This is a genomic window from Citrobacter freundii complex sp. 2025EL-00176, assembly GCF_053309355.1.
On record NZ_JBRYHT010000001.1, the window covers coordinates 321,994 to 348,793 of the forward strand.

The 26,800-nt window shown below is 51.7% G+C and carries 25 protein-coding genes; 12 read left to right on the forward strand and 13 right to left on the reverse strand.

Going from position 1 to position 26,800, the window contains the following annotated elements; translation table 11 throughout:
• Positions 1-6 precede the first annotated feature (6 nt).
• Genes ssuD through ssuE form a run of 3 tightly spaced genes read right to left on the reverse strand, consistent with a single transcriptional unit; the run spans position 7 to position 2,691 of the window.
• A complete protein-coding gene (gene ssuD, locus ACVXHP_RS01560; protein WP_200006984.1) occupies positions 7-1,152 on the reverse strand; it encodes an FMNH2-dependent alkanesulfonate monooxygenase in 1,146 nt (381 codons plus the stop codon).
• Positions 1,149-2,123, reverse strand: coding sequence for an aliphatic sulfonate ABC transporter substrate-binding protein (locus ACVXHP_RS01565; protein WP_447570730.1), 975 nt, complete (start codon positions 2,121-2,123; stop codon positions 1,149-1,151). Before ACVXHP_RS01565 ends, ssuD begins: the two co-directional genes overlap by 4 nt.
• Positions 2,116-2,691 carry an NADPH-dependent FMN reductase gene (gene ssuE / locus ACVXHP_RS01570; RefSeq protein WP_061381850.1) on the reverse strand — a complete coding sequence of 192 codons (576 nt, stop codon included), beginning with the start codon at positions 2,689-2,691 and terminating at the stop codon, positions 2,116-2,118. The genes ACVXHP_RS01565 and ssuE overlap by 8 nt, the downstream gene beginning before the upstream one ends.
• 242 nt (positions 2,692-2,933) lie before the next feature.
• Here ssuE and pyrD point away from each other — a divergent pair, with 242 nt between their 5' ends.
• Positions 2,934-3,944 (forward strand): quinone-dependent dihydroorotate dehydrogenase, encoded by a 1,011-nt coding sequence (gene pyrD / locus ACVXHP_RS01575; RefSeq protein WP_447570731.1) that lies wholly within the window; start codon positions 2,934-2,936, stop codon positions 3,942-3,944.
• Between the two features lie 165 nt (positions 3,945-4,109).
• Complete coding sequence (zapC, locus tag ACVXHP_RS01580) at positions 4,110-4,652, forward strand: cell division protein ZapC (protein WP_447570732.1); 543 nt, start codon at positions 4,110-4,112, stop codon at positions 4,650-4,652.
• On the opposite strand, the gene ACVXHP_RS01585 is transcribed toward zapC, so the two are convergent.
• On the reverse strand, positions 4,649-5,755 hold the full coding sequence (locus tag ACVXHP_RS01585; protein WP_447570733.1) for a YcbX family protein: 1,107 nt from the start codon (positions 5,753-5,755) through the stop codon (positions 4,649-4,651). The two genes, zapC and ACVXHP_RS01585, sit on opposite strands and share 4 nt — an antisense overlap.
• Before the next feature lie 98 nt (positions 5,756-5,853).
• On the opposite strand from ACVXHP_RS01585, the gene rlmKL reads away from it, so the two are divergent.
• The 6 genes from rlmKL (at position 5,854) to rmf (ending at position 13,769) form a co-directional block, all read left to right on the forward strand.
• Positions 5,854-7,962 carry a bifunctional 23S rRNA (guanine(2069)-N(7))-methyltransferase RlmK/23S rRNA (guanine(2445)-N(2))-methyltransferase RlmL gene (rlmKL, locus tag ACVXHP_RS01590; RefSeq protein ID WP_447570734.1) on the forward strand — a complete coding sequence of 703 codons (2,109 nt, stop codon included), beginning with the start codon at positions 5,854-5,856 and terminating at the stop codon, positions 7,960-7,962.
• A gap of 12 nt (positions 7,963-7,974) precedes the next feature.
• Positions 7,975-9,882, forward strand: a complete 1,908-nt coding sequence (locus ACVXHP_RS01595) for an ABC transporter ATP-binding protein (protein WP_304697774.1) — start codon at positions 7,975-7,977, stop codon at positions 9,880-9,882.
• Between the two features lie 15 nt (positions 9,883-9,897).
• Positions 9,898-11,151, forward strand: coding sequence for a membrane integrity-associated transporter subunit PqiA (pqiA, locus tag ACVXHP_RS01600; RefSeq protein ID WP_316130352.1), 1,254 nt, complete (start codon positions 9,898-9,900; stop codon positions 11,149-11,151).
• A gap of 4 nt (positions 11,152-11,155) precedes the next feature.
• Positions 11,156-12,796 (forward strand): intermembrane transport protein PqiB, encoded by a 1,641-nt coding sequence (gene pqiB, locus ACVXHP_RS01605; RefSeq protein ID WP_165407405.1) that lies wholly within the window; start codon positions 11,156-11,158, stop codon positions 12,794-12,796.
• The gene (pqiC, locus tag ACVXHP_RS01610; RefSeq protein WP_447570735.1) at positions 12,793-13,356 is read left to right on the forward strand and encodes a membrane integrity-associated transporter subunit PqiC; all 564 of its coding nucleotides are present in this window, start codon (positions 12,793-12,795) and stop codon (positions 13,354-13,356) included. The genes pqiB and pqiC overlap by 4 nt, the downstream gene beginning before the upstream one ends.
• Before the next feature lie 245 nt (positions 13,357-13,601).
• The gene (gene rmf / locus ACVXHP_RS01615) at positions 13,602-13,769 is read left to right on the forward strand and encodes a ribosome modulation factor (protein ID WP_003035871.1); all 168 of its coding nucleotides are present in this window, start codon (positions 13,602-13,604) and stop codon (positions 13,767-13,769) included.
• A gap of 114 nt (positions 13,770-13,883) precedes the next feature.
• Here rmf and fabA read toward each other — a convergent pair whose 3' ends face one another.
• Positions 13,884-14,402, reverse strand: coding sequence for a bifunctional 3-hydroxydecanoyl-ACP dehydratase/trans-2-decenoyl-ACP isomerase (fabA, locus tag ACVXHP_RS01620; protein ID WP_003035875.1), 519 nt, complete (start codon positions 14,400-14,402; stop codon positions 13,884-13,886).
• 68 nt (positions 14,403-14,470) lie between these two features.
• Positions 14,471-16,231: an AAA family ATPase gene (locus ACVXHP_RS01625; protein WP_447570736.1), complete on the reverse strand. Its 1,761-nt coding sequence runs from the start codon at positions 16,229-16,231 to the stop codon at positions 14,471-14,473.
• Positions 16,232-16,416: 185 nt separating this feature from the next.
• On the opposite strand from ACVXHP_RS01625, the gene matP reads away from it, so the two are divergent.
• Positions 16,417-16,869: a macrodomain Ter protein MatP gene (matP, locus tag ACVXHP_RS01630; RefSeq protein ID WP_042314187.1), complete on the forward strand. Its 453-nt coding sequence runs from the start codon at positions 16,417-16,419 to the stop codon at positions 16,867-16,869.
• A 97-nt stretch (positions 16,870-16,966) separates the two neighbouring features.
• On the opposite strand, the gene ompA is transcribed toward matP, so the two are convergent.
• Complete coding sequence (ompA, locus tag ACVXHP_RS01635; protein ID WP_447570737.1) at positions 16,967-18,025, reverse strand: porin OmpA; 1,059 nt, start codon at positions 18,023-18,025, stop codon at positions 16,967-16,969.
• Positions 18,026-18,382: 357 nt separating this feature from the next.
• Complete coding sequence (gene sulA, locus ACVXHP_RS01640; RefSeq protein WP_316130402.1) at positions 18,383-18,892, reverse strand: SOS-induced cell division inhibitor SulA; 510 nt, start codon at positions 18,890-18,892, stop codon at positions 18,383-18,385.
• A gap of 216 nt (positions 18,893-19,108) precedes the next feature.
• Here sulA and ACVXHP_RS01645 point away from each other — a divergent pair, with 216 nt between their 5' ends.
• Positions 19,109-19,723 (forward strand): TfoX/Sxy family DNA transformation protein, encoded by a 615-nt coding sequence (locus ACVXHP_RS01645; RefSeq protein ID WP_447570738.1) that lies wholly within the window; start codon positions 19,109-19,111, stop codon positions 19,721-19,723.
• On the opposite strand, the gene yccS is transcribed toward ACVXHP_RS01645, so the two are convergent.
• Together yccS and ACVXHP_RS01655 are read right to left on the reverse strand one after the other, a co-directional pair.
• Positions 19,701-21,854: a YccS family putative transporter gene (gene yccS, locus ACVXHP_RS01650; protein WP_316130404.1), complete on the reverse strand. Its 2,154-nt coding sequence runs from the start codon at positions 21,852-21,854 to the stop codon at positions 19,701-19,703. The genes ACVXHP_RS01645 and yccS overlap by 23 nt on opposite strands.
• Positions 21,855-21,872: 18 nt before the next feature.
• Positions 21,873-22,319, reverse strand: coding sequence for a YccF domain-containing protein (locus ACVXHP_RS01655; RefSeq protein ID WP_005123514.1), 447 nt, complete (start codon positions 22,317-22,319; stop codon positions 21,873-21,875).
• A gap of 125 nt (positions 22,320-22,444) precedes the next feature.
• Between ACVXHP_RS01655 and helD the strand changes: the two genes are divergently transcribed.
• Positions 22,445-24,499 carry a DNA helicase IV gene (gene helD / locus ACVXHP_RS01660; protein WP_447570739.1) on the forward strand — a complete coding sequence of 685 codons (2,055 nt, stop codon included), beginning with the start codon at positions 22,445-22,447 and terminating at the stop codon, positions 24,497-24,499.
• Positions 24,500-24,531: 32 nt separating this feature from the next.
• Here helD and mgsA read toward each other — a convergent pair whose 3' ends face one another.
• Together mgsA and csgI are read right to left on the reverse strand one after the other, a co-directional pair.
• Positions 24,532-24,990 carry a methylglyoxal synthase gene (gene mgsA, locus ACVXHP_RS01665; RefSeq protein WP_016152487.1) on the reverse strand — a complete coding sequence of 153 codons (459 nt, stop codon included), beginning with the start codon at positions 24,988-24,990 and terminating at the stop codon, positions 24,532-24,534.
• 93 nt (positions 24,991-25,083) lie between these two features.
• Positions 25,084-25,746, reverse strand: a complete 663-nt coding sequence (gene csgI / locus ACVXHP_RS01670) for a curli synthesis inhibitor (protein ID WP_447570740.1) — start codon at positions 25,744-25,746, stop codon at positions 25,084-25,086.
• Positions 25,747-25,918: 172 nt separating this feature from the next.
• Here csgI and ACVXHP_RS01675 point away from each other — a divergent pair, with 172 nt between their 5' ends.
• Positions 25,919-26,332, forward strand: a complete 414-nt coding sequence (locus ACVXHP_RS01675; protein WP_188232527.1) for a CoA-binding protein — start codon at positions 25,919-25,921, stop codon at positions 26,330-26,332.
• A gap of 104 nt (positions 26,333-26,436) precedes the next feature.
• On the opposite strand, the gene hspQ is transcribed toward ACVXHP_RS01675, so the two are convergent.
• Positions 26,437-26,754 (reverse strand): heat shock protein HspQ, encoded by a 318-nt coding sequence (gene hspQ / locus ACVXHP_RS01680; RefSeq protein WP_043015794.1) that lies wholly within the window; start codon positions 26,752-26,754, stop codon positions 26,437-26,439.
• Between the last annotated feature and the right edge of the window lie 46 nt (positions 26,755-26,800).

Below are 26,800 nucleotides of genomic sequence, written 5' to 3' on the forward strand. Positions count from 1 at the left end.
TGCTCCTCAGCTTTGCGCGACCTTACGGGGAATAAATTCGTTAGCTACCGCTTCGCCTTGTTGGTGCAGGCGCTGTGGCTGTGGAATTTCAGGTATCGATACATCCAGATGCGGGAACAGTAACTCGCCAACTTTGTACGCCTCTTCCAGATGCGGATACCCCGACAGCACAAAGCTGTCGATACCCAGCGCGGCATACTCGTTGATACGCGCCGCGACGGTAGGACCGTCACCGACCAGCGCGGTCCCGGCGCCGCCACGCACCAGCCCAACGCCAGCCCACAGGTTCGGGCTAATCTCCAGTTTGTCGCGTTTACCGTTATGCAGCGCGGCCATCCGCTGCTGGCCAACCGAATCCGTTCTTGAGAAGGCGGCCTGGGCTTTGGCAATCGTGTCGTCATCCAGATGAGAAATCAGACGTTCCGCTGCCTGCCACGCCTCATCCGTCGTCTCGCGCACGATTACATGTAAACGAATACCAAAGCGGATCTTGCGTCCAAGCGCTGCCGCTTTGGCCCGCACTTGCTCAATCTTCTCTTTCACCTGTTCAGGCGGCTCGCCCCAGGTCAGATAGAGATCAACCTGCTCGGCAGCAAGGTCTTGCGCGACATCGGAAGAACCGCCGAAATAAAGCGGCGGCCAGGGCTGTTGTACGGGAGGAAAAAACAGCTTCGCGCCGCGGACGTGCATATGTTTGCCGTTGAAATCCACCGTTTCCCCCTGTAACAGCCGACGCCAGATCTGGGTGAATTCAGCAGAAGCTTCATAGCGCTCGGTATGATCAAGAAACACGCCGTCGCCAGCCAGCTCCTGTGGATCGCTGCCGGTCACCAGGTTAAACAGCGCCCGACCGTTAGAGAGCCTGTCGAGCGTTGCCGCCTGGCGTGCGGCAACCGTTGGCGAGGTTACGCTTGGACGTAGCGCGACCAAAAACTTGAGCCGCTGGGTAACGGGGATCATCGAGGCGGCTACCAGCCAGGCATCTTCACAGGAGCGACCGGTTGGGATCAAAACGCCGGTAAATCCCAGACGATCGGCGGCCTGTGCGATTTGCTGCAGATAACCGTGATCGACCGGACGCGAGCCTTCTTCCGTCCCCAGATAGTGACCATCACCATGGGTTGGTAAAAACCAGAACATGTTCAGACTCATAATTTTGCTCCTGTCTGCTGAGTGGGTTGCCAGATACGCTGGCGAATATCGATTTTTTTCGGCAGCAACCGGTTGTCATAAAACAGATCGGCGGTTTGTTGTTGCAGGGCGGCAACAGAGGCGCTGACGGGCGAGATGGTCGTTGGTGGTCGGTGATCCAGATAAGACGCAATCACTGGCTCTGGCAGCCCCATGGTTTTGGCCAGCAGGGTAATACTTTGCTGGCGCTGGCTGAGGGTTAACGCATCGGCCTGGCTAAAGGTATCCAGCACGCCAAGCACAAATGCCCCATTTTTCTCGGCATAAGGACGCGCGGCGAGATAAAAGGAGCCGGTTTGTTTGAGATCTGAGCCGTCTTTCAGCACGCGCACATCACCCTGCAACAACGCGGCGGAATAGTAGGGATCCCAGATAGCCCATGCATCAACGTTACCTTGCTGGAAGGCTGCTCTGGCGTCTGCGGGGGTCAGATATGTCGGTTGAATATCGGTAAATTTCAGCCCAGCCTGTTGTAAGGCTCGCAGCAGTAAATTGTGGGCACTGGAACCTTTCTGGAAGGCGACTTTATGCCCTTTAAGCTGTGCCACGCTTTGGATCGGGCTGTTTTTGGGCACCAGAATCACTTCGGCTTTCGGTTTGGGCGGCTCGACGCCAACGTAAACCAGATCGGCTCCGGCGGCCTGGGCGAATATCGGCGGAATGTCACCGGTACTGCCGAGATCGATACTGCCAATATTGAGTGCTTCCAGCATTTGCGGCCCTGCCGGGAACTCAATCCACGAGATTTTGGTCTGCGGGTAGCGTTTCTCCAGTAGCTGATGGCTTTTAGCCAGCACCATGCTGACGCTTCCTTTCTGGTAGCCTATGCGCAGCGCGTCTGGTGCAGACTCTACGGCATGGGCGAGCGTTGAAAGTGACAGCAATCCGGTCAACGCCAGCCACGGCGTGTGACGCTTGAGCAGATTAAGCATGGGCGGCACCTCGCAGAGCATTCAATTGAGGGAGTTGGACGTCGCGACGATGCAACGCCAGCCAGAAGGTGTCGAGCGCATTGTCCAGACGCAGTTGCAGGTTGGGCGTAAACTGCGGTTTATGCTGATAATCAATCACCTGTGAATCATCAGCAAAAACACCGTGCAGGATTTCCTGGGCTTTTAACGCGCTCAGCACCGGCTTAAGCGCATAATCAACGGCCAGTAAATGCGCAACGGTACCGCCTGTTGCCAGCGGCAAAACCACTTTGCCTTCCAGTGCGCGTTCAGGGAGCAGGTCGAGTAACGTTTTCAACGCGCCGGAGTAAGCTGCTTTGTAGACTGGTGTTGCCACAATCAATCCGTCGGCGTCGTGCAGTTGTTCGACAAAGGTTTTCAGCGCAGGGCTGTCGAAGCGCGCATAAATCAGGTCTTCTGGGGCAAAGTTGTGCAGATTCCAGTGACAGACTTCGACATCCTGACCGTTCAGTTTTTCTCGGGCATATTCCAGTAACGCGCTGGAGCGAGAGGGGAAGCGTGGGCTTCCCGCCAGAGTAATGACGCGCATAATTTCAATCTCCCCTTATAACCAATTGTTCGCTTTTATTTAACATTGATAACAATTTGTGCAGTCTGGCAGAGAGATTTTGTTTATCGAAATGATTTATACGGCATAGAAAAGTTGAAAAATGAATAAAACGACAGAAGCAGGAAAACGATTGCTATTTATTGCCGCAGGTCAATTCCCTTTTTGCTCGCGATCGCACATAATACGCCCCCGGTTTGCACACCGGGAATCCAGGAGAGTTCATGTACTACCCCTTCGTTCGTAAAGCCCTTTTCCAGCTCGATCCTGAGCGCGCTCATGAATTGACATTCCAGCAGTTACGTCGCATTACCGGCACGCCGCTCGAAGCGCTTGTCCGCCAGAAAGTACCCGCAAAACCGGTTACCTGTATGGGGCTGACGTTTAAAAATCCGCTCGGGCTTGCTGCCGGACTGGATAAAGACGGGGAGTGCATCGATGCGCTCGGTGCGATGGGATTCGGTTCAATTGAGATTGGTACCGTGACGCCACGTCCCCAGCCCGGGAACGATAAACCACGTCTGTTCCGTCTGGTGGATGCGGAAGGTTTGATCAACCGCATGGGATTCAATAACCTGGGTGTTGATAACCTGGTGGAGAACGTTAAGAAATCACATTTTGACGGCATTCTCGGCATTAATATTGGTAAGAATAAAGATACTCCGGTAGAAAACGGCAAAGATGACTATCTGATTTGTATGGAAAAAGTCTATGCTTACGCTGGTTATATCGCGATTAATATCTCTTCACCGAATACGCCGGGATTACGCACGCTGCAATACGGCGAAGCGCTGGACGATCTGCTGGTGGCAATTAAAAATAAGCAAAACGATCTGCAAGCGATCCACCATAAATATGTTCCGGTGGCCGTAAAGATCGCGCCGGATCTTTCCGTCGAAGAACTGATCCAGGTTGCTGACAGTTTAGTTCGGCATAATATTGATGGCGTAATTGCAACTAACACCACTCTCGATCGTTCTCTCGTACAGGGAATGAAAAATTGCGATCAAATGGGTGGCTTGAGTGGTCGTCCGTTACAATTAAAAAGTACAGAAATTATTCGCCAGTTGTCTCAGGAATTAAATGGTCAGTTGCCGATTATTGGCGTTGGCGGTATCGACTCGGTCATCGCCGCGCGTGAGAAAATAGCCGCTGGCGCTACCCTGGTACAGATTTATTCGGGCTTTATTTTTAAAGGTCCACCATTGATTAAAGAAATCGTCAGCAATATCTGAATGCTACCTTAATCACAAACCAGGGCTTTATTTCTAGCCCTGGTTGTTTTATATTCCTTTACTGTTGCTTATTTAAACATTCTGAGCTTTTATTATTAGGGCAATAAACGAAGCGGCAAAAGGATACTGTCGTCATGGCTATGATTAAGGAAAGGAGAGAAACTGATGCGAATTAAACCCGACGATAACTGGCGCTGGTATTATGATGAAGAGCACGATCGTATGATGCTCGATTTAGCCAATGGTATGTTATTCCGTTCGCGTTTTGCTCGTAAAATGCTCACTCCTGATGCCTTTTCTCCTTCCGGATTTTGCGTTGATGACGCCGCGCTTTATTTTTCCTTTGAAGAAAAATGCCGCTACCTGGATTTAGCGAAAGAACAAAAAGCGGAACTGGTGCTCAATGCGCTGGTGGCTATTCGTTATCTTAAGCCGCAGATGCCAAAAAGCTGGCACTTTGTCGCCCACGGCATTAACTGGACGCCAGTGGTAGGGGACGCTGCCTGTGTCGATTTAAGCGATACCGATGAGCAGGTAAACCTGTTAGTGGTTGAACCGGGTGAAAACGCTGCGCTTTGTCTGCTGGCACAACCGGGCGTGATGATTGCCGGGCGCACCATGCAACTTGGCGACGCCATTAAAATCATGAATGACAGACTGAAACCGCAGACAATGGTTGACAGTTTCAGCCTTGAGCAGGCGGTTTAACTTTCCAGCCTGATTGCCGTTTTCGGCACACAACTACAGCACAGAATCGTCCCGTCATCTCCCATCGCTGATTTTTTCAGCGGGCTCACTTCGCCTTCTACCAGCCGAATTCGACAGCATCCGCAAATTCCCGCCCGACATGAGTAGGGGACCCGGATACCCTGGTTTTCCAGCTGTTCAAGCAATACCTGTTGATTATTTCCGCGAAAGGTCTGTCCCTGCCACTCGATAAGCACCGTGGCGTCGGGTTGTTGCAACGGGGCTGTATCGTCGGTTTCTGCCGCGCCATATACTCTGGCCGGACCGGTGGACAGAATTTCAACCTCGTCGCCGACGCGAATCACGCCGCTGTTACGCGCAATGAGATTCTGACCAAAATCGACATCGCCGTTATCCGTCGCAGTGCGAAAGCTTTGCAGCGTGGCCAGCGGTTCACCGGACGGATGTTTCAGGCCTTTCTCAGGGCTGACGGTGGTAAAGATGCAGCGGCTACAAGGTTTTGCCACATCAAAAATAACCTCGCCAATGCGGATCACTTTCCAGGTATCTTCTTCCCAGGCCCCAGCCCCCGAGACCACCAGATTTGGGCGGAATTGTTCCATTTTTACGCTTGCCGGGCAGCGCTGCTGTAGATCGCGCAATGACGCTTCGTTGGTCAAAAGGTACGGATAACCGTCAGCAAAGGATAAAGGAACATCATCGCGGCGCTTCACCCGGCGCGTTAGCTGCGGACCCACCCAGCGAAGCTGCACGTCACGGGAGAAAAAACCGCTCAGCCACTGGTTGATAGCCGCTGGGGCAATCCGCGCGGTAAAATGGTTGCCCCACACTTCCGTCGGTGCATCCTGCAGGGCGAAGTCGGCAAATTGCACAAGCGCGCTGCTGCCGTCTGGTGCCGTAAGATGCAATCCATCGTGGAAAGGAGAAGGGGTAAAACGCACCATCTGTGGGAACTGTCGGGCGGTAATGAACGTCCCGTCGGGTTCGGTAATCATAAAAATGCGATCAAAGGCGAGACCACTAACGTCTGCCAGAGCGTGGGTAAGCCCAATACCGCGCATTGATTTAACCGGATGAATAAAAAGTCGGGTTAACGTGACCACTGTACAGCCCCTCGAGCGAAAATAAGCCTTCAACTTTATGACATACCGCCCATATTAGCTATAATGCGCAGCAATTTTCTCGGAGTAAAAGTGACATTATGAATTCTCTGTTTGCCAGTACGGCCCGCGGGCTGGAAGAGCTGTTAAAAACTGAACTGGAAAACCTTGGCGCGCTGGAGTGTCAGGTCGTTCAGGGTGGGGTCCATTTTAAGGGCGACACGCGGCTTGTTTACCAGAGCCTGATGTGGAGCCGCCTGGCCTCGCGCATTATCCTGCCGATGGGAGAGTGCAAGGTCTACAGCGATCTTGATCTGTACCTCGGTGTTCAGGCAATCGACTGGACAGAGATATTTAATCCGGGCGCTACCTTTGCGGTGCATTTTAGCGGCCTGAACGAAACCATTCGTAATAGCCAGTACGGGGCGCTGAAGGTAAAGGATGCGATTGTCGACGCCTTTACCCGTAAAAATCTGCCGCGTCCGAATGTGGATCGTGAATCTCCGGATCTGCGTATTAACGTGTGGCTGAATAAAGATACCGCCAGTATTGCGCTCGATCTGAGCGGTGATGGCCTGCATCAGCGTGGCTATCGCGATCGCGCAGGTCAGGCGCCGATTAAAGAAACGCTGGCTGCCGCCATTGTGATGCGTTCAGGCTGGCAACCGGGCACGCCGCTACTCGATCCGATGTGTGGCTCCGGTACGCTGTTGATTGAAGCGGCGATGTGGGCAACCGATCGTGCGCCTGGTTTGCACCGTGGTTATTGGGGCTTTAGCGGTTGGGCGCAGCACGATGATGCTGTGTGGCAAGAGGTTAAAGCCGAAGCGCAGGTGCGTGCGCGTAAAGGGCTCGCTGACTACACCTCGCACTTCTATGGGTCTGATAGCGATGCTCGCGTAATTGAAAAAGCGCGCAGTAACGCCCGTCGCGCCGGAATTGCCGATCTGATGACGTTTGACGTTAAAGATGTCGCTAAACTGAGCAACCCGTTACCGAAAGGACCGTACGGGACGGTTATCAGCAACCCGCCATACGGTGAACGTCTGGATAGCGAACCGGCGCTGATTGCCCTGCACAGCCTGCTGGGACGCACAATGAAAAACCAGTTTGGCGGCTGGAATCTGTCCCTGTTTAGCGCCTCGCCGGATTTGCTCAGCAGCCTGCAGTTACGTGCTGATAAGCAATTTAAAGCCAAAAATGGTCCGCTGGATTGCGTGCAGAAGAACTATCACGTTGCAGAAACCACCGCCGACAGTAAGCCTGCCACGGTCGCAGAAGATTATGCCAACCGCCTGCGTAAGAATATTAAGAAGCTGGAAAAATGGGCGCGTCAGGAAGGTATTGAATGCTACCGCCTGTACGATGCCGACCTGCCGGAATACAACGTAGCAGTGGACCGTTACGGTGACTGGGTCGTGGTGCAGGAATACGCACCGCCGAAAACGGTCGATGCGCAGAAAGCGCGTCAACGTCTGTTCGATATTATTGCCGCTACGCTCTCGGTACTGGAAATCGCGCCAAATAAACTGGTGCTGAAAACCCGTGAACGTCAAAAAGGGAAAAACCAGTATCAGAAAATGAATGAGAAGGGTGAATTCATTGAGGTAAGCGAGTACAACGCACGTCTGTGGGTGAATCTGACTGACTATCTTGATACCGGTTTGTTCCTCGATCACCGCATTGCGCGTCGCATGCTGGGTCAGATGAGTAAAGGTAAGGATTTCCTTAACCTGTTCTCCTACACCGGTAGCGCCAGCGTTCATGCCGGACTGGGCGGCGCGCGTAGCACCACGACGGTTGATATGTCGCGTACCTACCTGGAATGGGCGGAACGCAACCTGCGTCTGAACGGCCTGAGCGGTCGTGCTCACCGTCTAATTCAGGCCGATTGTCTGGGCTGGCTGCGCGATGCCAATGAACAGTTCGATCTGATTTTCATCGATCCGCCAACGTTCTCTAACTCTAAACGCATGGAAGACTCGTTTGATGTGCAGCGCGATCATCTGGCGCTGATGAAAGATCTGAAACGTCTGTTACGTAAAGACGGGACGATCATGTTCTCCAATAACAAACGTGGATTCCGTATGGATCTCGAGGGTCTGGCTGAACTGGGATTGAAAGCACAAGAAATTACCCAAAAAACGCTTTCCCAGGACTTTGCCCGTAACCGTCAGATCCACAATTGCTGGCTGATTACCGCAGCCTGAAAGGATAAGTAAATGTCATTGATCAGTATGCATGGTGCATGGCTGTCGTTCAGCGATGCGCCACTTCTTGATAATGCGGAACTGCATATCGAGGATAACGAACGCGTCTGTCTGGTAGGCCGTAACGGCGCGGGCAAATCGACGCTGATGAAGATCCTGAACCGTGAACAGGGTCTTGACGACGGGCGTATTATTTATGAGCAGGATTTGGTTGTCGCACGTCTGCAACAGGATCCGCCGCGTAACGTCGAGGGCAGCGTGTATGACTTCGTTGCCGAAGGTATTGAGGAACAGGCTGAATACCTGAAGCGTTATCACGATATTTCGCGCCTGGTAATGACCGATCCCAGCGACAGAAATCTGAATGAGATGGCGCGGGTTCAGGAAATGCTCGATCACCACAATCTGTGGCAGCTCGAAAGTCGCATTAATGAAGTGTTGGCGCAGCTGGGGCTGGATCCTAACGCCGCGCTTTCGTCGCTGTCTGGTGGTTGGCTGCGTAAAGCGGCGCTGGGCCGCGCGTTAGTGAGTAATCCGCGCGTACTGCTGCTGGATGAACCGACGAACCACCTGGACATTGAAACTATCGACTGGCTGGAAGGATTCCTGAAATCCTTCAACGGGACAATCATTTTCATTTCCCACGACCGTTCATTTATTCGCAATATGGCGACGCGTATTGTCGATCTTGACCGCGGCAAGCTGGTGACGTATCCGGGGAACTACGATCAGTATCTACTGGAAAAAGAAGAAGCGCTGCGGGTAGAAGAGTTACAAAACGCCGAGTTTGATCGCAAGCTGGCGCAGGAAGAAGTTTGGATCCGCCAGGGTATCAAAGCGCGTCGTACCCGTAACGAAGGCCGTGTGCGCGCCCTGAAAGCGATGCGTCGCGAGCGCGGGGAACGTCGCGAAGTGATGGGCACGGCGAAGATGCAGGTCGAAGAGGCGAGCCGTTCAGGCAAGATTGTCTTCGAAATGGAGAATGTGGATTATCAGGTCGATGGTAAGCAACTGGTAAAAGATTTCTCCGCGCAGGTGCAGCGTAGCGACAAAATTGCGTTAATTGGCCCTAACGGTTGCGGCAAGACGACGCTGCTCAAACTGATGTTAGGCCAACTGCAGGCAGACAGTGGACGCATTCATGTTGGGACCAAGCTGGAAGTGGCTTATTTCGATCAGCACCGCGCTGAACTGGATCCGGATAAAACCGTAATGGACAATCTGGCCGAAGGTAAGCAAGAGGTGATGGTTAACGGTAAACCCCGCCATGTGCTGGGCTACCTGCAGGACTTCCTGTTCCATCCGAAACGGGCGATGACGCCGGTACGCGCGCTCTCCGGCGGGGAACGAAACCGCCTGTTGTTGGCGCGTTTGTTCCTGAAACCCAGTAATCTTTTAATTCTCGATGAACCAACGAACGATCTTGACGTCGAAACGCTGGAACTGCTTGAAGAGCTGATTGACAGCTATCAGGGCACCGTACTGCTGGTGAGCCACGACCGTCAGTTTGTGGATAATACCGTTACGGAATGCTGGATTTTCGAAGGCGGGGGTAAAATTGGTCGTTATGTCGGCGGTTACCATGACGCGCGCAGCCAGCAATCGCAGCATGTGGCGTTTAAACAGCCCGTTGTGAAAAAAACAGAGGAAGCTGTTGCTCCTAAAGCAGAAATTGTCAAACGTGGCACGAGCAAACTAAGCTATAAACTGCAGCGCGAACTGGAGCAACTCCCCGCACAGTTGGAAGAACTGGAAGCTAAGCTGGAAACATTACAAGCTCAGGTTGCTGACGCCGCTTTTTTCAGTCAGCCGCACGAGCAAACACAACAGGTTTTAGCTAATCTGAACGAAGCGGAACAAGAACTTGAGCAAGCCTTTGAGCGCTGGGAGTATCTTGAATCTTTGAAGAATGGCGCATAATTTAAAGGAGCACATATGTGCGAACATCACCATGCCGCGAAGCATATTTTGTGCTCGCAGTGTGACATGCTGGTGGCGTTACCGCGCCTTGAGCATGGTCAGAAAGCGGCATGTCCACGATGTGGCACTACGTTAACGGTTGAGTGGGACGCGCCAAGGCAGCGTCCTACTGCCTATGTTTTAGCAGCGCTGTTCATGCTGCTTCTATCAAACCTCTTTCCTTTTGTGAATATGAACGTCGCAGGGGTAAGCAGCGAAGTGACGTTGCTGGAAATCCCCAGCGTGCTCTTCTCTGAAGATTACGCCAGCCTCGGCACGTTCTTTTTATTATTCGTTCAGCTGGTTCCCGCGTTTTGTTTACTGACTATTCTGCTGCTGGTGAACCGGGCCGAAATGCCCGGCTGGCTAAAGGCCCGGCTGGCGCGCGTGCTGTTCCAGTTGAAAAGCTGGGGGATGGCGGAAATCTTCCTCGCCGGTGTGTTGGTCAGTTTCGTTAAGCTGATGGCTTATGGTGATATCGGCGTGGGCAGCAGTTTCATCCCATGGTGCTTATTTTGTGTTCTACAGCTACGGGCGTTCCAGTGCGTTGACCGCCGTTGGCTGTGGGATGACATTGCGCCAATGCCTGTCATTAAGCAGGAATTAAAGCCAGGCGTGCCCGGCATCCGGCAGGGGCTGCGTTCTTGTTCCTGCTGCACCGCGATTCTTCCTGCTGACGAACGGGTGTGCCCACGCTGCGAGACGAAAGGCTATGTGCGTCGTAAAAACAGTTTGCAATGGACGCTGGCGTTATTGTTCACGTCAATCATGCTTTATCTTCCTGCCAACATCCTGCCGATCATGATCACCGATTTGCTCGGCTCCAAATTGCCGTCAACGATTCTTGAAGGCGTGGTTTTGATCTGGAGCGAGGGTTCTTATCCGGTGGCGGCTGTTATCTTTATCGCCAGTATTATGGTGCCGACGTTGAAAATGATTGCCATTGCCTGGCTATGTTGGGATGCCAAAGGGCACGGCAAACGTGACAGTGAACGTATGCACTTGATTTATGAAGTGGTGGAATTTGTCGGTCGCTGGTCAATGATCGACGTTTTTGTGATTGCGGTACTCTCTGCGCTGGTGCGTATGGGAGGGTTAATGAACATTTATCCTGCAATGGGTGCTTTGATGTTTGCTTTAGTCGTCATTATGACAATGTTTTCTGCGATGACATTTGATCCGCGTCTGTCGTGGGACCGTGAACCAGAACCAGATCATGAGGAGTCCTGACAGCATGGAATCTAAAAGTGGGGAAGCCAAAGTGCAGAAGGTGAAAAACTGGTCGCCCGTGTGGATATTCCCAATCGTTACTGCGCTCATTGGCGCGTGGGTCCTGTTTTATCATTACAGCCATCAGGGGCCACAAGTCACGCTGATTACAACCAATGCCGAAGGGATTGAAGGGGGCAAAACGACGATTAAAAGCCGCAGCGTCGATGTCGGCATCGTTGAAAGTGCGACCCTGACGGATGATTTAACCCATGTGGAGATTAAAGCTCGTCTTAACTCCGGAATGGAAAAGCTGCTGCATAAAGACTCTGTTTTTTGGGTTGTTAAGCCGCAGGTTGGTCGTGAAGGTATCAGCGGCCTGGGCACGCTATTGTCCGGGGCTTATATTGAACTGCAGCCTGGCAATAAAGGCAGCAAGCTGGAAAATTACCAGTTGCTGGATGCGCCGCCGCTGGCACCGCCAGACGCGAAAGGGATCCGCGTGATACTGGACAGCAAAAAAGCCGGACAGTTAAGCCCTGGCGATCCGGTATTGTTCCGTGGTTATCGCGTAGGTTCGGTTGAGACCAGTACCTTTGATGCGCAAAAACGGACTATCAGCTACCAGCTTTTCATCAATGCGCCTAACGATCGTCTGGTGACCAGCAATGTGCGTTTCTGGAAAGACAGCGGGATCGCCGTGGATCTTACTTCTGCAGGTATGCGCGTAGAAATGGGATCGCTCTCCACGCTGTTTGGCGGTGGCGTAAGTTTTGATGTGCCAGAAGGCTTAGAACAGGGCGAACCGGTCGCACAACAGTCCGCGTTTAATCTTTATGACGATCAAAAAAGTATTCAGGATTCCCTGTATACGGATCATATTGATTACCTGATGTTCTTTAAGGATTCGATTCGTGGTTTGCAGCCAGGCGCTCCGCTGGAGTTCCGCGGTATTCGTTTGGGAACAGTAAGCAAAGTCCCTTTCTTCTCACCGAATATGCGTCAGGTGTTCAACAATGATTACCGCATTCCGGTACTGGTACGTATCGAACCAGAACGGCTGAAGGCGCAACTGGGAGAAGACACGGATGTTGGCGCTCATCTGGAGCAACTGCTCAAACGCGGATTACGCGCATCGCTGAAAACCGGGAACCTGGTGACCGGCGCGCTGTATGTCGATCTCGACTTCTACCCGAAAGAACCGCCGATTACCGGTGTGCGCGAATTTAATGGTTATCAGATTATCCCGACGGTGAGTGGCGGTTTGGCGCAGATCCAGCAACGTCTGATGGAAGCGCTGGATAAGATTAATAATCTGCCGTTGAACCCGATGATTGAGCAGGCGACCAATACGTTGTCAGAAAGCCAGCGTACGATGAAGCATCTGCAAACCACGCTGGATAACATGAATAAGATTACGTCCAGTCAGTCAATGCAGGATCTTCCGGCAGATATGCAAACTACGCTTCGGGAACTTAATCGTAGTATGCAGGGCTTCCAGCCGGGATCGGCAGCCTACAACAAGATGGTGGCAGATATGCAGCGTCTTGATCAGGTACTGCGCGAACTGCAACCAGTACTGAAAACGTTGAACGATAAGAGCAATGCGCTGGTATTTGAAGCGAAGGACAAAAAAGATCCAGAGCCGAAGAGGGCGAAACAATGAAAAAGTGGCTAGTGGTGATGATGGCGGTCTGGCTGACGTCATGCAGCTCCAGCGGAGAAAATAAAAGCTATTACCAGCTTCCTATCGCGCAAGGGGGCGTCCAGAGTTCCGCCAACCAGGGTAACCGTCTGCTGTGGGTTGAGCAGATTGCGGTGCCGGACTATCTGGCGGGTAATGGGGTGGTTTACCAGACCAGCGATGTGCAATATGTGATAGCGAATAATAATCTCTGGGCCAGTCCTTTAGATCAGCAATTGCGCAATACGCTGGTGACCAACCTCAGTATGCAATTACCTGGCTGGGTTGTCGCTTCGCAGCCGCTGGGAAGCACGCAGGACACGCTGAACGTCACTGTAACCGGCTTCCACGGCAGGTACGATGGGAAGGTTATCGTGAGCGGCGAATGGCTACTGAATCACCAGGGACAGTTGATTAAACGCCCATTCCACATCGAAGCTGTGCAGACCAAGGACGGCTACGATGAAATGGTGAAAGTTCTGGCCAACGCCTGGAGCCAGGAAGCGACGTCAATTGCTCAAGAGCTGAAACGCATTCCTTAAGCTTAAATAATTGTAAATTATACCGCCCCTGGTTCATTGCCCGGGGCGGTTTTTTTGCATGAAGATAACTGTTCTGACTGATTATTTTTGTACAAATGATTTAGCGGGTAGCTCACAAATATGACACTGGCGTGAATTTTGCGCATTGACGAGCCTGATGTTTAGGGGTATTCGTTTAGTGTGATTGCACACTTAGTAATCACTGTTTTCTTTTCCACCAGAACTAAAGATGAGGGAAACGAGGCATGAAGAGACAAAAACGAGATCGCCTGGAACGGGCACATCAACGTGGATATCAGGCCGGCATTGCCGGACGCTCAAAAGAAATGTGTCCCTATCAGACGCTGAATCAGAGATCATACTGGCTGGGAGGCTGGCGAGAAGCCATGGGGGATAGGGTTTTAATGGCCTGATTCTGTCTCTTTAGATAAAAGAAACCTCCGCAGAGCGGAGGTTTCGCCTTTTTGCAGAACGGATAAGGCGCTTACGCTGTCATCCAACAACGACGCAACGCCTGAACTTTGCGATTAGAACGCGGAAGTGTCCTGGAAAAGGCCCACTTTCAGATCGTTTGCGGTGTAGATCAGACGACCATCAACCAGCACTTCACCATCAGCCAGGCCCATGATCAGGCGACGGTTAACGATGCGTTTGAAGTGAATGCGGTAAGTGACTTTCTTCGCGGTCGGCAGAACCTGACCGGTGAATTTCACTTCGCCTACGCCCAGCGCGCGGCCTTTACCTTCGCCGCCCAGCCAGCCGAGATAGAATCCAACCAACTGCCACATGGCATCCAGACCCAGGCAGCCTGGCATTACCGGATCGCCGATGAAGTGGCATCCGAAGAACCACAGGTCCGGGTTGATATCCAGTTCAGCTTCAACATAACCTTTGTCAAAGTTACCACCGGTTTCGGTCATCTTGATGACACGGTCCATCATCAGCATGCTTGGTGCAGGCAGTTGTGGGCCTTTTGCGCCAAACAGCTCACCGCGACCAGAGGCAAGAAGGTCTTCTTTTGTATAGGATTCGCGTTTATCTACCATGTTCTCTGTAAGCCTTATTTTATTGAAGCACGCAGGATAGCTAACACGTGTACGCTGAACAAGTCCGATCAGTTCGGAATAATCCAGTTCAGCCAACGTAGCGGCCATGGAAAACGGTGACGACCTTCCTGCTGCGTAGCTGTCGCAATGCGCTCCTGGATGGTTTGCATCAGCGTTGTCTGGCCTTCGCCATCCCACACCAGATTTAATAACAGCGGCAACGCATCAGTCACGTCGTCCACCGCCCAGATAGTGAATTTTTCTTCTTCTATGGCCTGTAGCAGCGCCGGTTGCAGGCTCAGGTGTCTGACGTTAGCGGATGGAATGATAACGCCCTGCGTGCCTGTTAGCTCACGCTGCTGGCAGATGGCGAAGAAACCTTCAATTTTCTCGTTCAGACCGCCGACAGGTTGCGCCCGACCAAATTGATCGACAGAACCAGTAATGGCGATGCTTTGATTCACAGGGACGTCGGCGAGGGCGCTAATCAATGCGCACAATTCCGCCATCGACGCGCTGTCACCGTCTACTTCGCTGTATGATTGCTCAAAGGTCAGCGAGGCAGAGAAAGGAATTTGCTGTTCCAGCTGAAGTTCAGACATCAGGAATGCCTGCATAATCATCATGCCCTTGGCATGAATATTTCCTCCCAACTCGGCTTTGCGCTCAATATCTGTGAATTCGCCATCGCCAATATGCACCACGCAGCTGATACGTGATGGTTCCCCAAACGCGCGAGGATGCCCAGGAAACTCTATGACCGACAGGGCGTTGATCTGACCAATTCGCTCGCCTTCCGTTTCGATAAGGATTTGCTCTTGCAGGATCTCATCCTGCATACGTTCGGCCAGGAATCCTTCCCGCCATTCGCGCTGAGCTAGCATCAGGCTGAACTGCTCCGCTGTGCAGGTTTCGCTCTCGCATAGCGGGGCCACTTCTTTGAACTGTCGGATGATCCACAAGGGGTTAAGCGGCAACGTATCCTGTTCGCCGGTATAGCGCACCGCTTCGCGGATCAGAACCTGCCAGGCATCAGGGGCGGGGTAGGGCAAATTGTTGCGCGTGGCGGTATGTGTTACCCACTGACACCACTGTGTCATGGTTTCGGCATCGACTATCTGCAGGTTGTCTTCAAACTCGCTGTAGATGGCCTGCTCAGCCAGTTCCGGCTCCATGTCCTGAAAATCTGCCAGTGATTCACGTTCACCGACTAAAATCACTTTCAGTTTAAGCGGCATAGGCGGAACGGAAACGGGCAATGGGCGAGACTCATCAAAAGCTACCCAGTCAAAACGCTCGTGGCTGACAATGGCTTTCAGGCGCATCCACAGCAGCGGTTGGGCCAGCAGGGTGCGTAATGAAATAACCAACACCCCGCCATTTGCCTGATGTACCAGACCTGGCTGCAGGGTAATATCGCCATTGAATTGACGCAGACAGCCAAACAGTTGTTCGGCTTCAACCCAGTCAGCGTTGACCACCTGAGTTAACGTCGCAAAATTGTCTTCTGCTTTTTCCGCTGTACGATACCGGATAGTGTGACCAGAGATATCATAATGACCTCCAGTCAGGCGTTCTGCATCCGTGTGCAGTGTACGTGCGGCAGTTGCAATAAGATTAAGGTATTCAAGCTCTTCCGGCGCTTTTACCAGCATGAACGAGGACGTCGTCCAGTGCTGCAGAAGCTGCTCTAGCGCGAATTGTAAACGTGGCTGAGTATCACTAAGTAAGGTATCGGTGTCGTCAGTGACGTGCGGCTGTGCAAATACTTCCTGATAACTGTCGGTATCAGGAACCAGATCACGCCATGCAAGTTTCGTAATGGTCAAAGTTGATGTTTTTTAGTCTGTTGTTAAAAACGAGATTATACCGTAACCCTCATCACTACACACCTGGAAAGCACTGCGAAACGGATGTGATGACGCGCGGCAGTTCACAGGCTGGATATTCTTTTCTTCAGTTGCTCAAAAAGCTGATATTCTGATAAGAGTTACACGGTAACATTGAGATCGCAATGAAATATCAACAACTTGAAAATCTTGAAAGCGGCTGGAAGTGGAAGTACCTGGTGAAGAAGCATCGTGAGGGGGAATTAATAACCCGTTACGTAGAGGCCAGCGCTGCCAAAGAAGCCGTTGATTTATTGCTAACCCTCGAAAATGAACCGGTTCGGGTCAATACCTGGATTGAAGAACATATGAACCCTGCGCTACTAAATCGTATGAAACAGACCATACGGGCGAGGCGCAAGCGGCACTTTAATGCTGAGCATCAGCATACGCGAAAGAAATCTATCGATCTGGAATTTATGGTTTGGCAACGCTTAGCAGGCCTTGCGCAGAGGCGTGGTAAAACGCTTTCTGAAACCATTGTGCAATTGATTGAAGATGCGGAGCACAAAGAGAAGTACGCGAATAAAATGTCGACATTAAAACAGGATTTACAAGCACTGCTGGGAAAAGAGTAGTGGCAGGGTGGTTTAATGTGTGGCGTAGTGATGTGCTTTGATTAAAATACTGATGAAAAAAAACCCCGCGATGCGGGGTTTTTTATAAGACGATAACTTAAGCCTGAGGCTGAGTTACAACGTCTTTGATACCTTTAACTTCGATCTCGACACGACGATCCGGAGCCAGGCAGTCGATCAGTGCAGCGCGAGCTTTCACGTTGTCACAGGTGTTGCCAGTAACCGGGTTAGATTCGCCCATGCCACGTGCAGAGATTTTGTCAGAAGGAATACCTTTAGAGATCAGGTAATCAACAACGGACTGAGCACGTTTCTCAGACAGACCCTGGTTGTAAGCGTCAGAACCGATGCGGTCAGTGAAGCCCAGAACCACTACGGAACCGTCTTTCGGATCCAGGTTGCTCAGCTGGCTGTACATCTGGTCCAGAGCCTGCTGGCCTTCTGGTTTCAGAGTTGCTTTGTTGAAGTTGAACAGAACGTCAGACTTCAGAGTGAAGTGCTTGGTCTGTACTTCTGGAGCCGGAGCCGGAGCAACAACTACTGGAGCTGCTTCTTCCTGCTGGCCGAAACGGTAAGAAACACCAACGCTCAACAGACCGTTATCCGGACGACCGCCAACGGTGTTCGCGTCACCGATGTTGTTGGTCCACTGGTATTCCAGACGGGTAGCGATTTCAGGAGTAATTGCATACTCTACGCCACCAGCGAATACTGGGGATACGCCAGTGTCATGGTCTTTGAAGCCGGTGTTGTTTTTAGCGTCTGCACGCCAAACCATACCACCCAGACGGGTATAAACGTCCAGATCGTCAGTGATTGGGTAACCCAGTTTAGCGGTCAGCTGAACGCCCTGAGCTTTGAAAGCGCCGTTGTTGTGAGTCTGGTCAGTGTAGCCTTTGTACGGCATACGGCCTAACCAGTCGTAACCCATTTCGAAACCTACGTACGGGTTAACCTGGTAACCACCGAACGCACCAGCACCCAGTTGGTTTTCGTGGGTAGGACCGGCGTTGTTGATCTGGTTGTTGCCAATATCATGGTACTGAGACCAGCCCAGTTTAGCACCAGCGTACCAGGTGTTATCTTTCGGAGCGGCCTGCGCCACGGTAGCGAAACCAGCCAGTGCCACTGCAATTGCGATAGCTGTCTTTTTCATTTTTTGCGCCTCGTTATCATCCAAAATTCGCCATGAATATCTCCGAAGAGAGATAACACGGTTAAATCCTTCACCCGGGGACCAGTTCAATAGTTACTCTACCGATATCTGCGGCTTACGCCGAGCACCCCTGGCGATGTAAAGTCTACAACGTAGTTGAAAACTTACAAGTGTGAAGTCCGTCAGGCATATGAAAAAAAAAGGCTTGTATACATAATATTTAACATTTATGGATTAATAAACGCACTGAAGATTTCCTGAAAACCGCTTGAGACAGGCGTTCGGACGAAAAACGCGTTAAAGCTCAACGGCAAATTGAAGCATGAAAAAAAATTCCAGGATAAATCCTAATTTTACTCAATGATACAAATTCGAGTGAATTTTTAGCCCGGAATGCTGTCTCCCCGCAAGTGACTGTGCGCGAACAGGACGCATGATAAATCCCATAGCATTTCCTTCATCAGCCGCTTTTACCAGTTCGGCATGTTCCTCTTCCGTTAATTCTTCTGCCAGCCAGCCGATAACGACGCTGTAATTACCTGTGCGCAACGCACGGATCATTGATTCCAGCGTATTGCAAGGGGAGAGTTGGTTAATCTGCATCACTTTTGTCAATGGCAGGCCGGCTGACTGCACCCACTCCCGGCTTAATTTTTGCTGAGGCGTCAGCCACAGCTGCCAGCGTGATTGCTGCCCTAACTGTTGCAGCAGAGGAAGCAGCAGTAGTTGCGTCATCATGGGCTGGTCCTCGCGATAGACCACTTCACTGATAAGCCCAGCGGTTGCGTTCTCTGATGAAACGCGCGCAATGTTGCTTGATGTGGAAGAGAACGACGAAGAACGATTTGCATAGCCTGAAGTGTACATAATCAATCCAGCCCTGTGAGTTACTGTATGGATATACAGTAACCCTGCTATCAACAAAGATCAACCTTATTTTCGGAAACAGGTTCGCAATTTTTAGTCGTAATTACGGCAAAAATAAAATTCATCTTGCCCCATACGAATAAGTTGCCTATTTTCGTCATTAACGGATCTGTTACTGAAAATCATTTGCTTACGTTATGATTTAAAAGGATTTTTATGAAAGAACTTTCTTATGCAAAGATCTATAAATCACAAGAATATCTGGCATCTCTGGGAACCATTCATTATCGCTCATTGTTTGGCAGCTACAGTCTGACGGTTGGGGATACGGTCTTTGCTATGGTCGCCAGCGGTGAGTTATATCTTCGGGCCTGCGAGCAGAGCGTACAGTACTGTGCAAAAAATTCGCCTGTCTGGCTGACATTTATAAAGCGCGGGCGTCCGGTGGTACTCAACTACTATCAGGTGAATGATGCGCTGTGGCAAAACCAGCAGCAGTTGGTGTCGCTATCGCGCTATTCATTAGATGCTGCAGTTAAGGAAAAACAGAGTCGCTTTGCTCAACATCGTCTGCGGGAACTACCAAATATGACGTTTCATCTGGAGACCCTGCTAAATGAAGCAGGAATTAAAGATGAGGGAACATTGCGAACGTTGGGCGCCCAAATGTGCTGGCTGAAACTGCGGCAAAATAATCCAGCCCTGACGGTAAAAATACTTTATGCCCTTGAAGGCGCGGTCGGCGGCGTACATGAAGCAGCGCTCCCGGCGGTCCGTCGCCAGGAGCTGGTGGAGTGGGTCAGTTCTCTTACGCCGGAACCGGGGTATTAGAAGGCAATACGGCAATTTGCTGTTGTAATCGCCGGATTTCCGGGAGCAGGGCGATCAATAGCCCAACTTGCTGTATAACAAGTGGTTCTTTACTGTCCGGACGTGGCTCAAGATGCTGAATTCGATGCTTCAGTCCCTCCAGCGCCTGGTAGACGCGTTGTTCGTCTGCGGGTTGATAGTGAAGCGCGTCATCAACGTAGCAGACGGCATCATCCAGTAATGCCAGAACGTCCGGGTTGGTTAACTGTTCGCGATGTGCACCAAGGGCGGAAATGTAGCTGGTAAACGTATGATTGAGGCACAGTAAGCGAAACGCTGTTTCTCGCGTTTGGGCCGTGACATCCGGTTCACTCGACATGTTCGACACCACAGAGGCAAGCTCTGCATCACGATTGTGTGCGTCACGACGGGCGATACGGTATGCCATACGATTATCACGACCCTGATGATATTGTTCGAGAATAGCATCGAGGTAACGACAGTTTGCGTCAGTGGCCCGCTCAATGACTCGTGGCAGGTTACGAAAACGCCAGTCTGGCCAGATAAAACTGACGGCAGCCCACGCGATGGCACACCCTATCAGCGTATCGATGACGCGCGGCAGCGCAACTTCGAAACCTTCACCGAGCAGATTAAAGCACAGCAGTACCAGCAGCGTGATAAACATCGTGGCGTGCGCATACTGAACGTTGCGAAAGGCAAAAAATAGTACGCCAGTGATCACCAACAGTATCAACTGACCTTCCAGAGAGGGAACGAACCACAGGATCGGTAAACCAATGGCGATCCCTACTAATGTGCCGATAATCCTTAGCGCCAGGCGGTGTCGGGTGGCGTTGTAGTTTGGCTGACAGACAAACAGACTGGTCAGCAGGATCCAGTACCCGTGGTTCATCCCGGTAATCTGGATGATGGCATAGCCGACACAAAGCACCAGCGACATGCGAACCGCATGGCGAAACAGGGCTGACTCAGGCGTAAAATTACGGCTCAGACGTAACCAGATATCGCTGAACCCATGCGGACTGTCATCGGCAAGCTGATTTTCAGACTCATTACGCGAGAGTACCTGAGCCTGTTCGGACTCAATGGTAGCCAATTGGGCATCAATAGCCCGCAGGTTCGACAGCAAAAATCCCAGCGTGTTGAGCAGGTCGGTAGGCTCACCACTGGCATGCATACGATCGAGTGCGGCATCTATATGCGTGAAGACGCGCTCAAAGTGAGGATCGTGCTGGTAAGGCGTGCGTAATAAAATACAACGAGACAGTTGCGCACACGCTTGCCCTTGCATCGACATCAGGCGCTGAAAGCGGAACATCACGTCGCTGTGGCGGAAGTGTTCGCGCAGCGTTTGATACTGAATATGTGAAGAGCTGGCGCGCTCGTGAATATCCTGCGCTACAAAATAGTAATGTAGCGTGCGACGCGTTCCGCGCTGCCCGCGGTCGCCGCGCAGGCGAGTCAGTAACGATACCTTGGTCTGGTTTAGCGTCGCCATCAACTGCCCATTAGCGAGGGCCAAATCATACAACGGCGCCTGGCTTTCATCTTCAATGTCGGGATCAAAAAGGCGTGATTTCAGTTCCAGGTAGTGCGCTAACTGTTCGTAGCTACGCGCCAGATTGTCCTGCAGTGGGCGGATGGGGAACAGCAGATGCCCGGTCAGCGTCAGGAGGTTGTACCAGATAGCACCAGCGAGTAACAAGATCGGCTGCTGATACCACTGATCGTAAAGCGATGTTCCCAGCATGGTATAGATGGCAATCAACAATGCACCAAAGGCGATGGTTGCATAGCGCTGGCCTAACCCCCCCAGCAGAATGAAGCCGCTGGTGGAAAGCGTTAACCCAATGGCAAACAGCCATGGCCATGGGAAGAGCAGTTCTACAGAGGCCGAGGCAATAAAAAAGCAGATCAGCGTAATGATCAAATTGCGCAGGCGGCCTGCAAGACGATCGTCCAGATCGGTCAGCGCGGCAGCGACCATGCCCAGTGTGAGCGGAATGGTCAGCTTAACATCGCCCAGCCACCAGGGTAGCGCTGTGGTGCCACAAAGCGCGATAAAAATGCGCACGTAGTACAGCCAGGTGCTGTTCCAGGTATAGCGTTTAAGCAGCGGACTTAACATAAAGGCCATCAGTCCTGATTATTCAAAGCGACGGCGCGCATTGGCTTCACGCGCAGCGCGGGCAACTTCGACAGAAACCACCCGACGCCCCACCGGCCAGAGCGCAATAGCGGCAATTTTAAAGTTCGCAATGCCCACCGGAATACCAATAATCGTAATGCACTGGGCAATGCCGGAGACAATGTGCATCAGGCACAGCCACCAACCGAAGAAAATCAGCCAGAAAATATTGAGCAATGTGCCACCGGTATTAAGAAGCACGTTTTTCCCTGCCGGATTAAGTTCATCGACATGAATCGCTTCGTTGCCATAGGGAAACAGCGAGAGTCGGGTTATTTCCCAGCATGAACGGGTCAAGGGTAATGTAAAAATAAGCACAATACTGACCAGCGTAGCCAATAGCCAGGCCAAGGTGGTGGCGAACCCACCTAACACAAAATTTAAAATATTCAGAACAGTACGCATAAACCCTCGATTAACTCTGGTTTTCTGTGAATTCGGCAATTGTAACGTTTTTTTGGGCTGGAGCACGTTTTCTCTGGCGGTTACACTGATATGCAAACCTCTTCGTGTGGATCCGCTTGAGTCTTATGGAACTGAAAGCTACTTCTCTTGGAAAACGTCTGGCGCAACACCCTTACGATCGGGCCGTTATTCTCAATGCCGGGATTAAAGTTTCCGGCGATCGTCACGAGTATCTTATTCCCTTCAACCAATTACTGGCTATTCATTGCAAACGCGGTCTGGTATGGGGGGAGCTGGAGTTCGTGCTTCCGGATGATAAGGTGGTACGGCTTCACGGTACAGAATGGGCGGAAACGCAACGCTTCCATCACCATTTAAATACGCTCTGGCAGCAGTGGAGCCAAGAAATGAGTGAGGTGGCTGCAGGAGTGTTGCAGCAACAATTGGATGCGATTGCAGCGCGCACCAGTGAAAATAAATGGCTGACCCGTAGCCAAACCTCAGGATTGCAACAGCAGATCCTCCGTGCCTTTGCCGCATTGCCGCTCCCGGTGAATCGGCTGGAAGAATTTGAAAATTGTCGTGAGGCGTTACGCCAATGCCAGGCATGGTTGCAGGATATTGAGGCCTGTCGTTTACAGCACAATCAGGCATATACCGATGCGATGCTGGCGGAGCATGCCGAGTTTTTCCAGCACATTGAATCTTCGCCGCTGAACCCTGCCCAGGCGCGCGCGGTGGTGAATGGTGAGCAAGCATTATTGGTGCTTGCAGGGGCGGGAAGCGGAAAAACATCGGTTCTTGTCGCTCGAGCGGGTTGGTTGTTAGCGCGAGGCGAGGCGGCGGCTGAACAAATTCTGTTGCTGGCGTTCGGTCGTAAAGCGGCTCAGGAGATGGACGACCGCATCCGTGAACGTCTGCATACGGACGAGGTCACCGCGCGGACGTTTCATTCACTGGCGCTGCATATCATTTCGCAGGGCAGCAAAAAAGTCCCGACGGTGAGCAAGCTGGAAAATGACGCCGCTGCGCGCAGCAAACTCTTCATAACTACCTGGCGTCAGCAGTGCAGCGAGAAAAAAGCGCAGGCCAAAGGCTGGCGACAATGGTTAGAAGAAGAGATGCAGTGGTCTGTACCCGAAGGTAACTTCTGGGACGACGAAAAATTACAGCGGCGTTTGGTTTCCCGGCTCGATCGCTGGGTTAGCCTGATGCGTATGCATGGCGGAGCGCAGGCGGAGATGATTGCCAATGCTCCGGAGGAGATCCGCGACCTGTTCAGTAAACGCATAAAGCTCATGGCGCCCCTGCTCAAAGCCTGGAAGAGCGCCCTGAAGGAAGAGAATGCCGTCGATTTTTCCGGGTTGATCCATCAGGCCATAGTTATTCTGGAAAAAGGGCGATTTATCAGTCCCTGGAAGCATATTCTGGTCGACGAATTTCAGGATATTTCTCCTCAGCGTGCCGCCTTGTTGGCCGCGTTACGCAAGCAAAACTCGCAGACAACGCTGTTTGCCGTAGGCGATGACTGGCAGGCCATTTACCGATTTAGCGGGGCGCAACTTTCTCTGACCACCGCGTTCCAGCAAAACTTTGGCGAGGGCGATCGCTGTAATCTCGATACGACTTACCGTTTCAATAGCCGTATTGGCGAGGTCGCAAATCAGTTTATCCAGCAGAATCCCCATCAGCTTACGAAACCGCTCAACAGCCTGATGACAGGGGATAAAAAAGCCGTCACATTGCTTGATGAAAACCAGTTGGATCTGCTGTTGGATAAACTGTCGGGTTTTGTGAAAACGGAAGAGAGAATTCTGGTCCTGGCGCGATACCATCATCTGAAACCGACCAGCCTGGAGAAAGCAGCTACCCGCTGGCCTAAGCTACAGCTGGATTTTATGACTATCCATGCCAGTAAAGGTCAGCAAGCGGACTATGTTATTGTCGTCGGTCTTCATGAGGGTAATGACGGCTTTCCTGCGCCAGCCCGCGAGTCGATTATGGAAGAGGCGCTGCTCCCGGCGGTTGAAGATTTTCCGGATGCCGAAGAGCGAAGGTTGCTGTATGTGGCACTAACACGCGCACGCCATCGGGTGTGGTTGCTGTTCAATAAAGAAACACCATCGTGTTTTGTTGATGAGCTTAAACAACTGGATGTCCCGGTGACGAGGAAACCCTGAAACGCAGGCGGTAGTTGCCGCCTGCCTGGGCATTATTTGAGGCGTTCTGCCAGATAACGGGCGTAATCCGGGATCAGTATGTCCGTCGCATCGTTGAAGTTTGGCGACTGGATAATAAAATCTGCCGTCGACACGTTGGTGGCGACCGGAATGTTCCAGACGGTGGCAAGGCGCAACAGAGCTTTGACATCAGGGTCGTGGGGAACGGCGTTGAGCGGATCCCAGAAGAAGATCAGCACATCAATTTTCCCTTCTGAAATCAGCGCGCCCACCTGTTGGTCGCCCCCCATAGGACCACTCAGCATCGCGTTGACGTCCATTCCTGTCGCGCGTTGAATTAAGTTTCCTGTTGTTCCCGTGGCATACAGAACGTGTTTTTCCAGTAACGGCTGGTGGCGTTCCACCCAGCTCATCAGCATCTTTTTACAGTGATCGTGTGCCACCAGCGCAATATGTTTACGCGCTGGCAATGTGCGAGTCGTTAATTCCATAGTACAGCTCCCAAGTTAACCTTGTTACAGAGTACTGGAAGCACTTGACGCTGCAAGAGAAAGACAAAAAAAATGCGTCTGGGAACATAAATGTCATGAAGAAGGCTGTTTCTGGGCCCATTGCAGAAAGTTAGTTCGTGTTTGGGCGTCGGCCTGCTCAAACCAAAATTTTAATCGTTGTTCGGTCAGCGTTTGCGACTGAGGCGGCACCCGATCCAGTTCAGACACCCCAGAAAGCAGCGAGCTGTCGTCGGCCATCATGGTGGCGAATTGTGGCAATGACGCATGTTTAGCCGCTTTGTTATAGCGTTCTGTTTCCATTTCATAATCCACGCTTTTCGCCGTGGAGGTGATGGACAGAATATCCAGCTTAACGGGGATGGGCATGGCGTCACCATCCAGCAGTTCCACACGAGGTGCATCATCGAAATGTGATGCGTCCCGCTCATTGTTCAGACGTGGAAGATGAAAATTAACCTGGCTGACGAGCTGAGTATCAAAGCTGATAACTAGCGGAGGAGAAATATACAGGCGTTCTTCGTGGCTGGACAGGCGAAGGGTTTTTTCTACGCGAAATACAAGCTGGTGCCGACCATTTTCCAGCTCAATACTGTCGGCGCCACGCAGTAATGAGCTGGAGACTTTTTTTCCGTCCAGCACCAGAAGGTCAATTTCACTCGACAGACGCAAAGAGGTAGCAAAAACGGTTACCGGCAAACACAGAGCAATCAAGGCTGTCACAATGCCGGCTTTCATAGGTATCTCCTGTCCAGAAAATATCTGCATCAGATGTATCTAAATTTTTCGTTGATCATGTTTACTAACATATAGACATATTTTTGAGTTTAGCTCTCATGCGCCAGTATGGGATGAATGGTTGCAAGGCCAGGTTTGTCGTACACTTTGTTAAACAGCCTGGAGGAAGACGATGAAAGAGACCGATATTGCTGGCATTTTGACATCTACCCGTACGATTGCACTGGTTGGTGCAAGCGATAAACCCGATCGTCCAAGCTATCGGGTAATGAAGTATTTACTCGATCAGGGCTATCACGTTATTCCTGTTTCGCCAAAAGTCGCTGGGAAAACGCTGTTGGGGCAGCAGGGGTACGCGACGCTGGCGGATGTGCCGGAGAAAGTGGATATGGTGGATGTCTTTCGTAATTCTGAAGCGGCGTGGGGCGTTGCTCAGGAGGCTATCGCCATCGGAGCGAAGACCTTATGGATGCAGCTTGGGGTGATTAACGAGCAGGCAGCTGTACTGGCACGTGACGCGGGGCTGACGGTGGTCATGGATCGCTGCCCGGCGATTGAGATCCCGCGGCTGGGACTGGCGAAGTAAGGTTGTGTTGTTGCCTTAAGGCACGTCGATAATCCGGCCCGCGTGGCTGGCCGGATTAGTAGCATAAACCCGATAAGCGAATTGCCATCGGGCCTGTGTTAGCATCAATTACGCAGGCGCGGAGCCTGAAGCTGTTTACGGATTGTTCGCGCCAGTTCATCCATCGACGGTTGCTCCGGATGTTCTTCCTGTAGCTCGCTACTCAGCTGTGCTTCGGCCAGATACGTATGCACCGGCAGACCATTATCGTCTTCCATCACCACGTGATACCAGGGAGCAGCGCGAAGTTCGTCGTTAACCGCCAACTCATCGGCTGACGGTTCATCAAGCGAATATTCCGGGTCGATATCCACGACCACTCCGAGGTAACCTAACAGGGAATGGCGGACCTGCTGGCCGATACCGAATTTGCTGGCAATCATAGTCACCTCCCGGGAAATAGATACCCTCTATGTAAGGGTAATATTC

Excerpts from the sequence above, each read along its gene's own strand:
- ACVXHP_RS01675 (WP_188232527.1), top strand. The coding sequence starts at position 25,919 with ATGAAAGAGACCGATATTGCTGGCATTTTGACATCTACCCGTACGATT.
- ompA (WP_447570737.1), bottom strand. The coding sequence starts at position 18,025 with ATGAAAAAGACAGCTATCGCAATTGCAGTGGCACTGGCTGGTTTCGCT.
- csgI (WP_447570740.1), bottom strand. The coding sequence starts at position 25,746 with ATGAAAGCCGGCATTGTGACAGCCTTGATTGCTCTGTGTTTGCCGGTA.
- hspQ (WP_043015794.1), bottom strand. The coding sequence starts at position 26,754 with ATGATTGCCAGCAAATTCGGTATCGGCCAGCAGGTCCGCCATTCCCTG.
- sulA (WP_316130402.1), bottom strand. The coding sequence starts at position 18,892 with ATGTACACTTCAGGCTATGCAAATCGTTCTTCGTCGTTCTCTTCCACA.
- mgsA (WP_016152487.1), bottom strand. The coding sequence starts at position 24,990 with ATGGAATTAACGACTCGCACATTGCCAGCGCGTAAACATATTGCGCTG.
- rmf (WP_003035871.1), top strand. The coding sequence starts at position 13,602 with ATGAAGAGACAAAAACGAGATCGCCTGGAACGGGCACATCAACGTGGA.
- zapC (WP_447570732.1), top strand. The coding sequence starts at position 4,110 with ATGCGAATTAAACCCGACGATAACTGGCGCTGGTATTATGATGAAGAG.
- matP (WP_042314187.1), top strand. The coding sequence starts at position 16,417 with ATGAAATATCAACAACTTGAAAATCTTGAAAGCGGCTGGAAGTGGAAG.
- fabA (WP_003035875.1), bottom strand. The coding sequence starts at position 14,402 with ATGGTAGATAAACGCGAATCCTATACAAAAGAAGACCTTCTTGCCTCT.
- pqiC (WP_447570735.1), top strand. The coding sequence starts at position 12,793 with ATGAAAAAGTGGCTAGTGGTGATGATGGCGGTCTGGCTGACGTCATGC.
- pyrD (WP_447570731.1), top strand. The coding sequence starts at position 2,934 with ATGTACTACCCCTTCGTTCGTAAAGCCCTTTTCCAGCTCGATCCTGAG.
- ssuD (WP_200006984.1), bottom strand. The coding sequence starts at position 1,152 with ATGAGTCTGAACATGTTCTGGTTTTTACCAACCCATGGTGATGGTCAC.
- helD (WP_447570739.1), top strand. The coding sequence starts at position 22,445 with ATGGAACTGAAAGCTACTTCTCTTGGAAAACGTCTGGCGCAACACCCT.
- ssuE (WP_061381850.1), bottom strand. The coding sequence starts at position 2,691 with ATGCGCGTCATTACTCTGGCGGGAAGCCCACGCTTCCCCTCTCGCTCC.
- rlmKL (WP_447570734.1), top strand. The coding sequence starts at position 5,854 with ATGAATTCTCTGTTTGCCAGTACGGCCCGCGGGCTGGAAGAGCTGTTA.
- ACVXHP_RS01645 (WP_447570738.1), top strand. The coding sequence starts at position 19,109 with ATGAAAGAACTTTCTTATGCAAAGATCTATAAATCACAAGAATATCTG.
- pqiB (WP_165407405.1), top strand. The coding sequence starts at position 11,156 with ATGGAATCTAAAAGTGGGGAAGCCAAAGTGCAGAAGGTGAAAAACTGG.
- yccS (WP_316130404.1), bottom strand. The coding sequence starts at position 21,854 with ATGTTAAGTCCGCTGCTTAAACGCTATACCTGGAACAGCACCTGGCTG.
- ACVXHP_RS01595 (WP_304697774.1), top strand. The coding sequence starts at position 7,975 with ATGTCATTGATCAGTATGCATGGTGCATGGCTGTCGTTCAGCGATGCG.
- ACVXHP_RS01655 (WP_005123514.1), bottom strand. The coding sequence starts at position 22,319 with ATGCGTACTGTTCTGAATATTTTAAATTTTGTGTTAGGTGGGTTCGCC.
- pqiA (WP_316130352.1), top strand. The coding sequence starts at position 9,898 with ATGTGCGAACATCACCATGCCGCGAAGCATATTTTGTGCTCGCAGTGT.
- ACVXHP_RS01565 (WP_447570730.1), bottom strand. The coding sequence starts at position 2,123 with ATGCTTAATCTGCTCAAGCGTCACACGCCGTGGCTGGCGTTGACCGGA.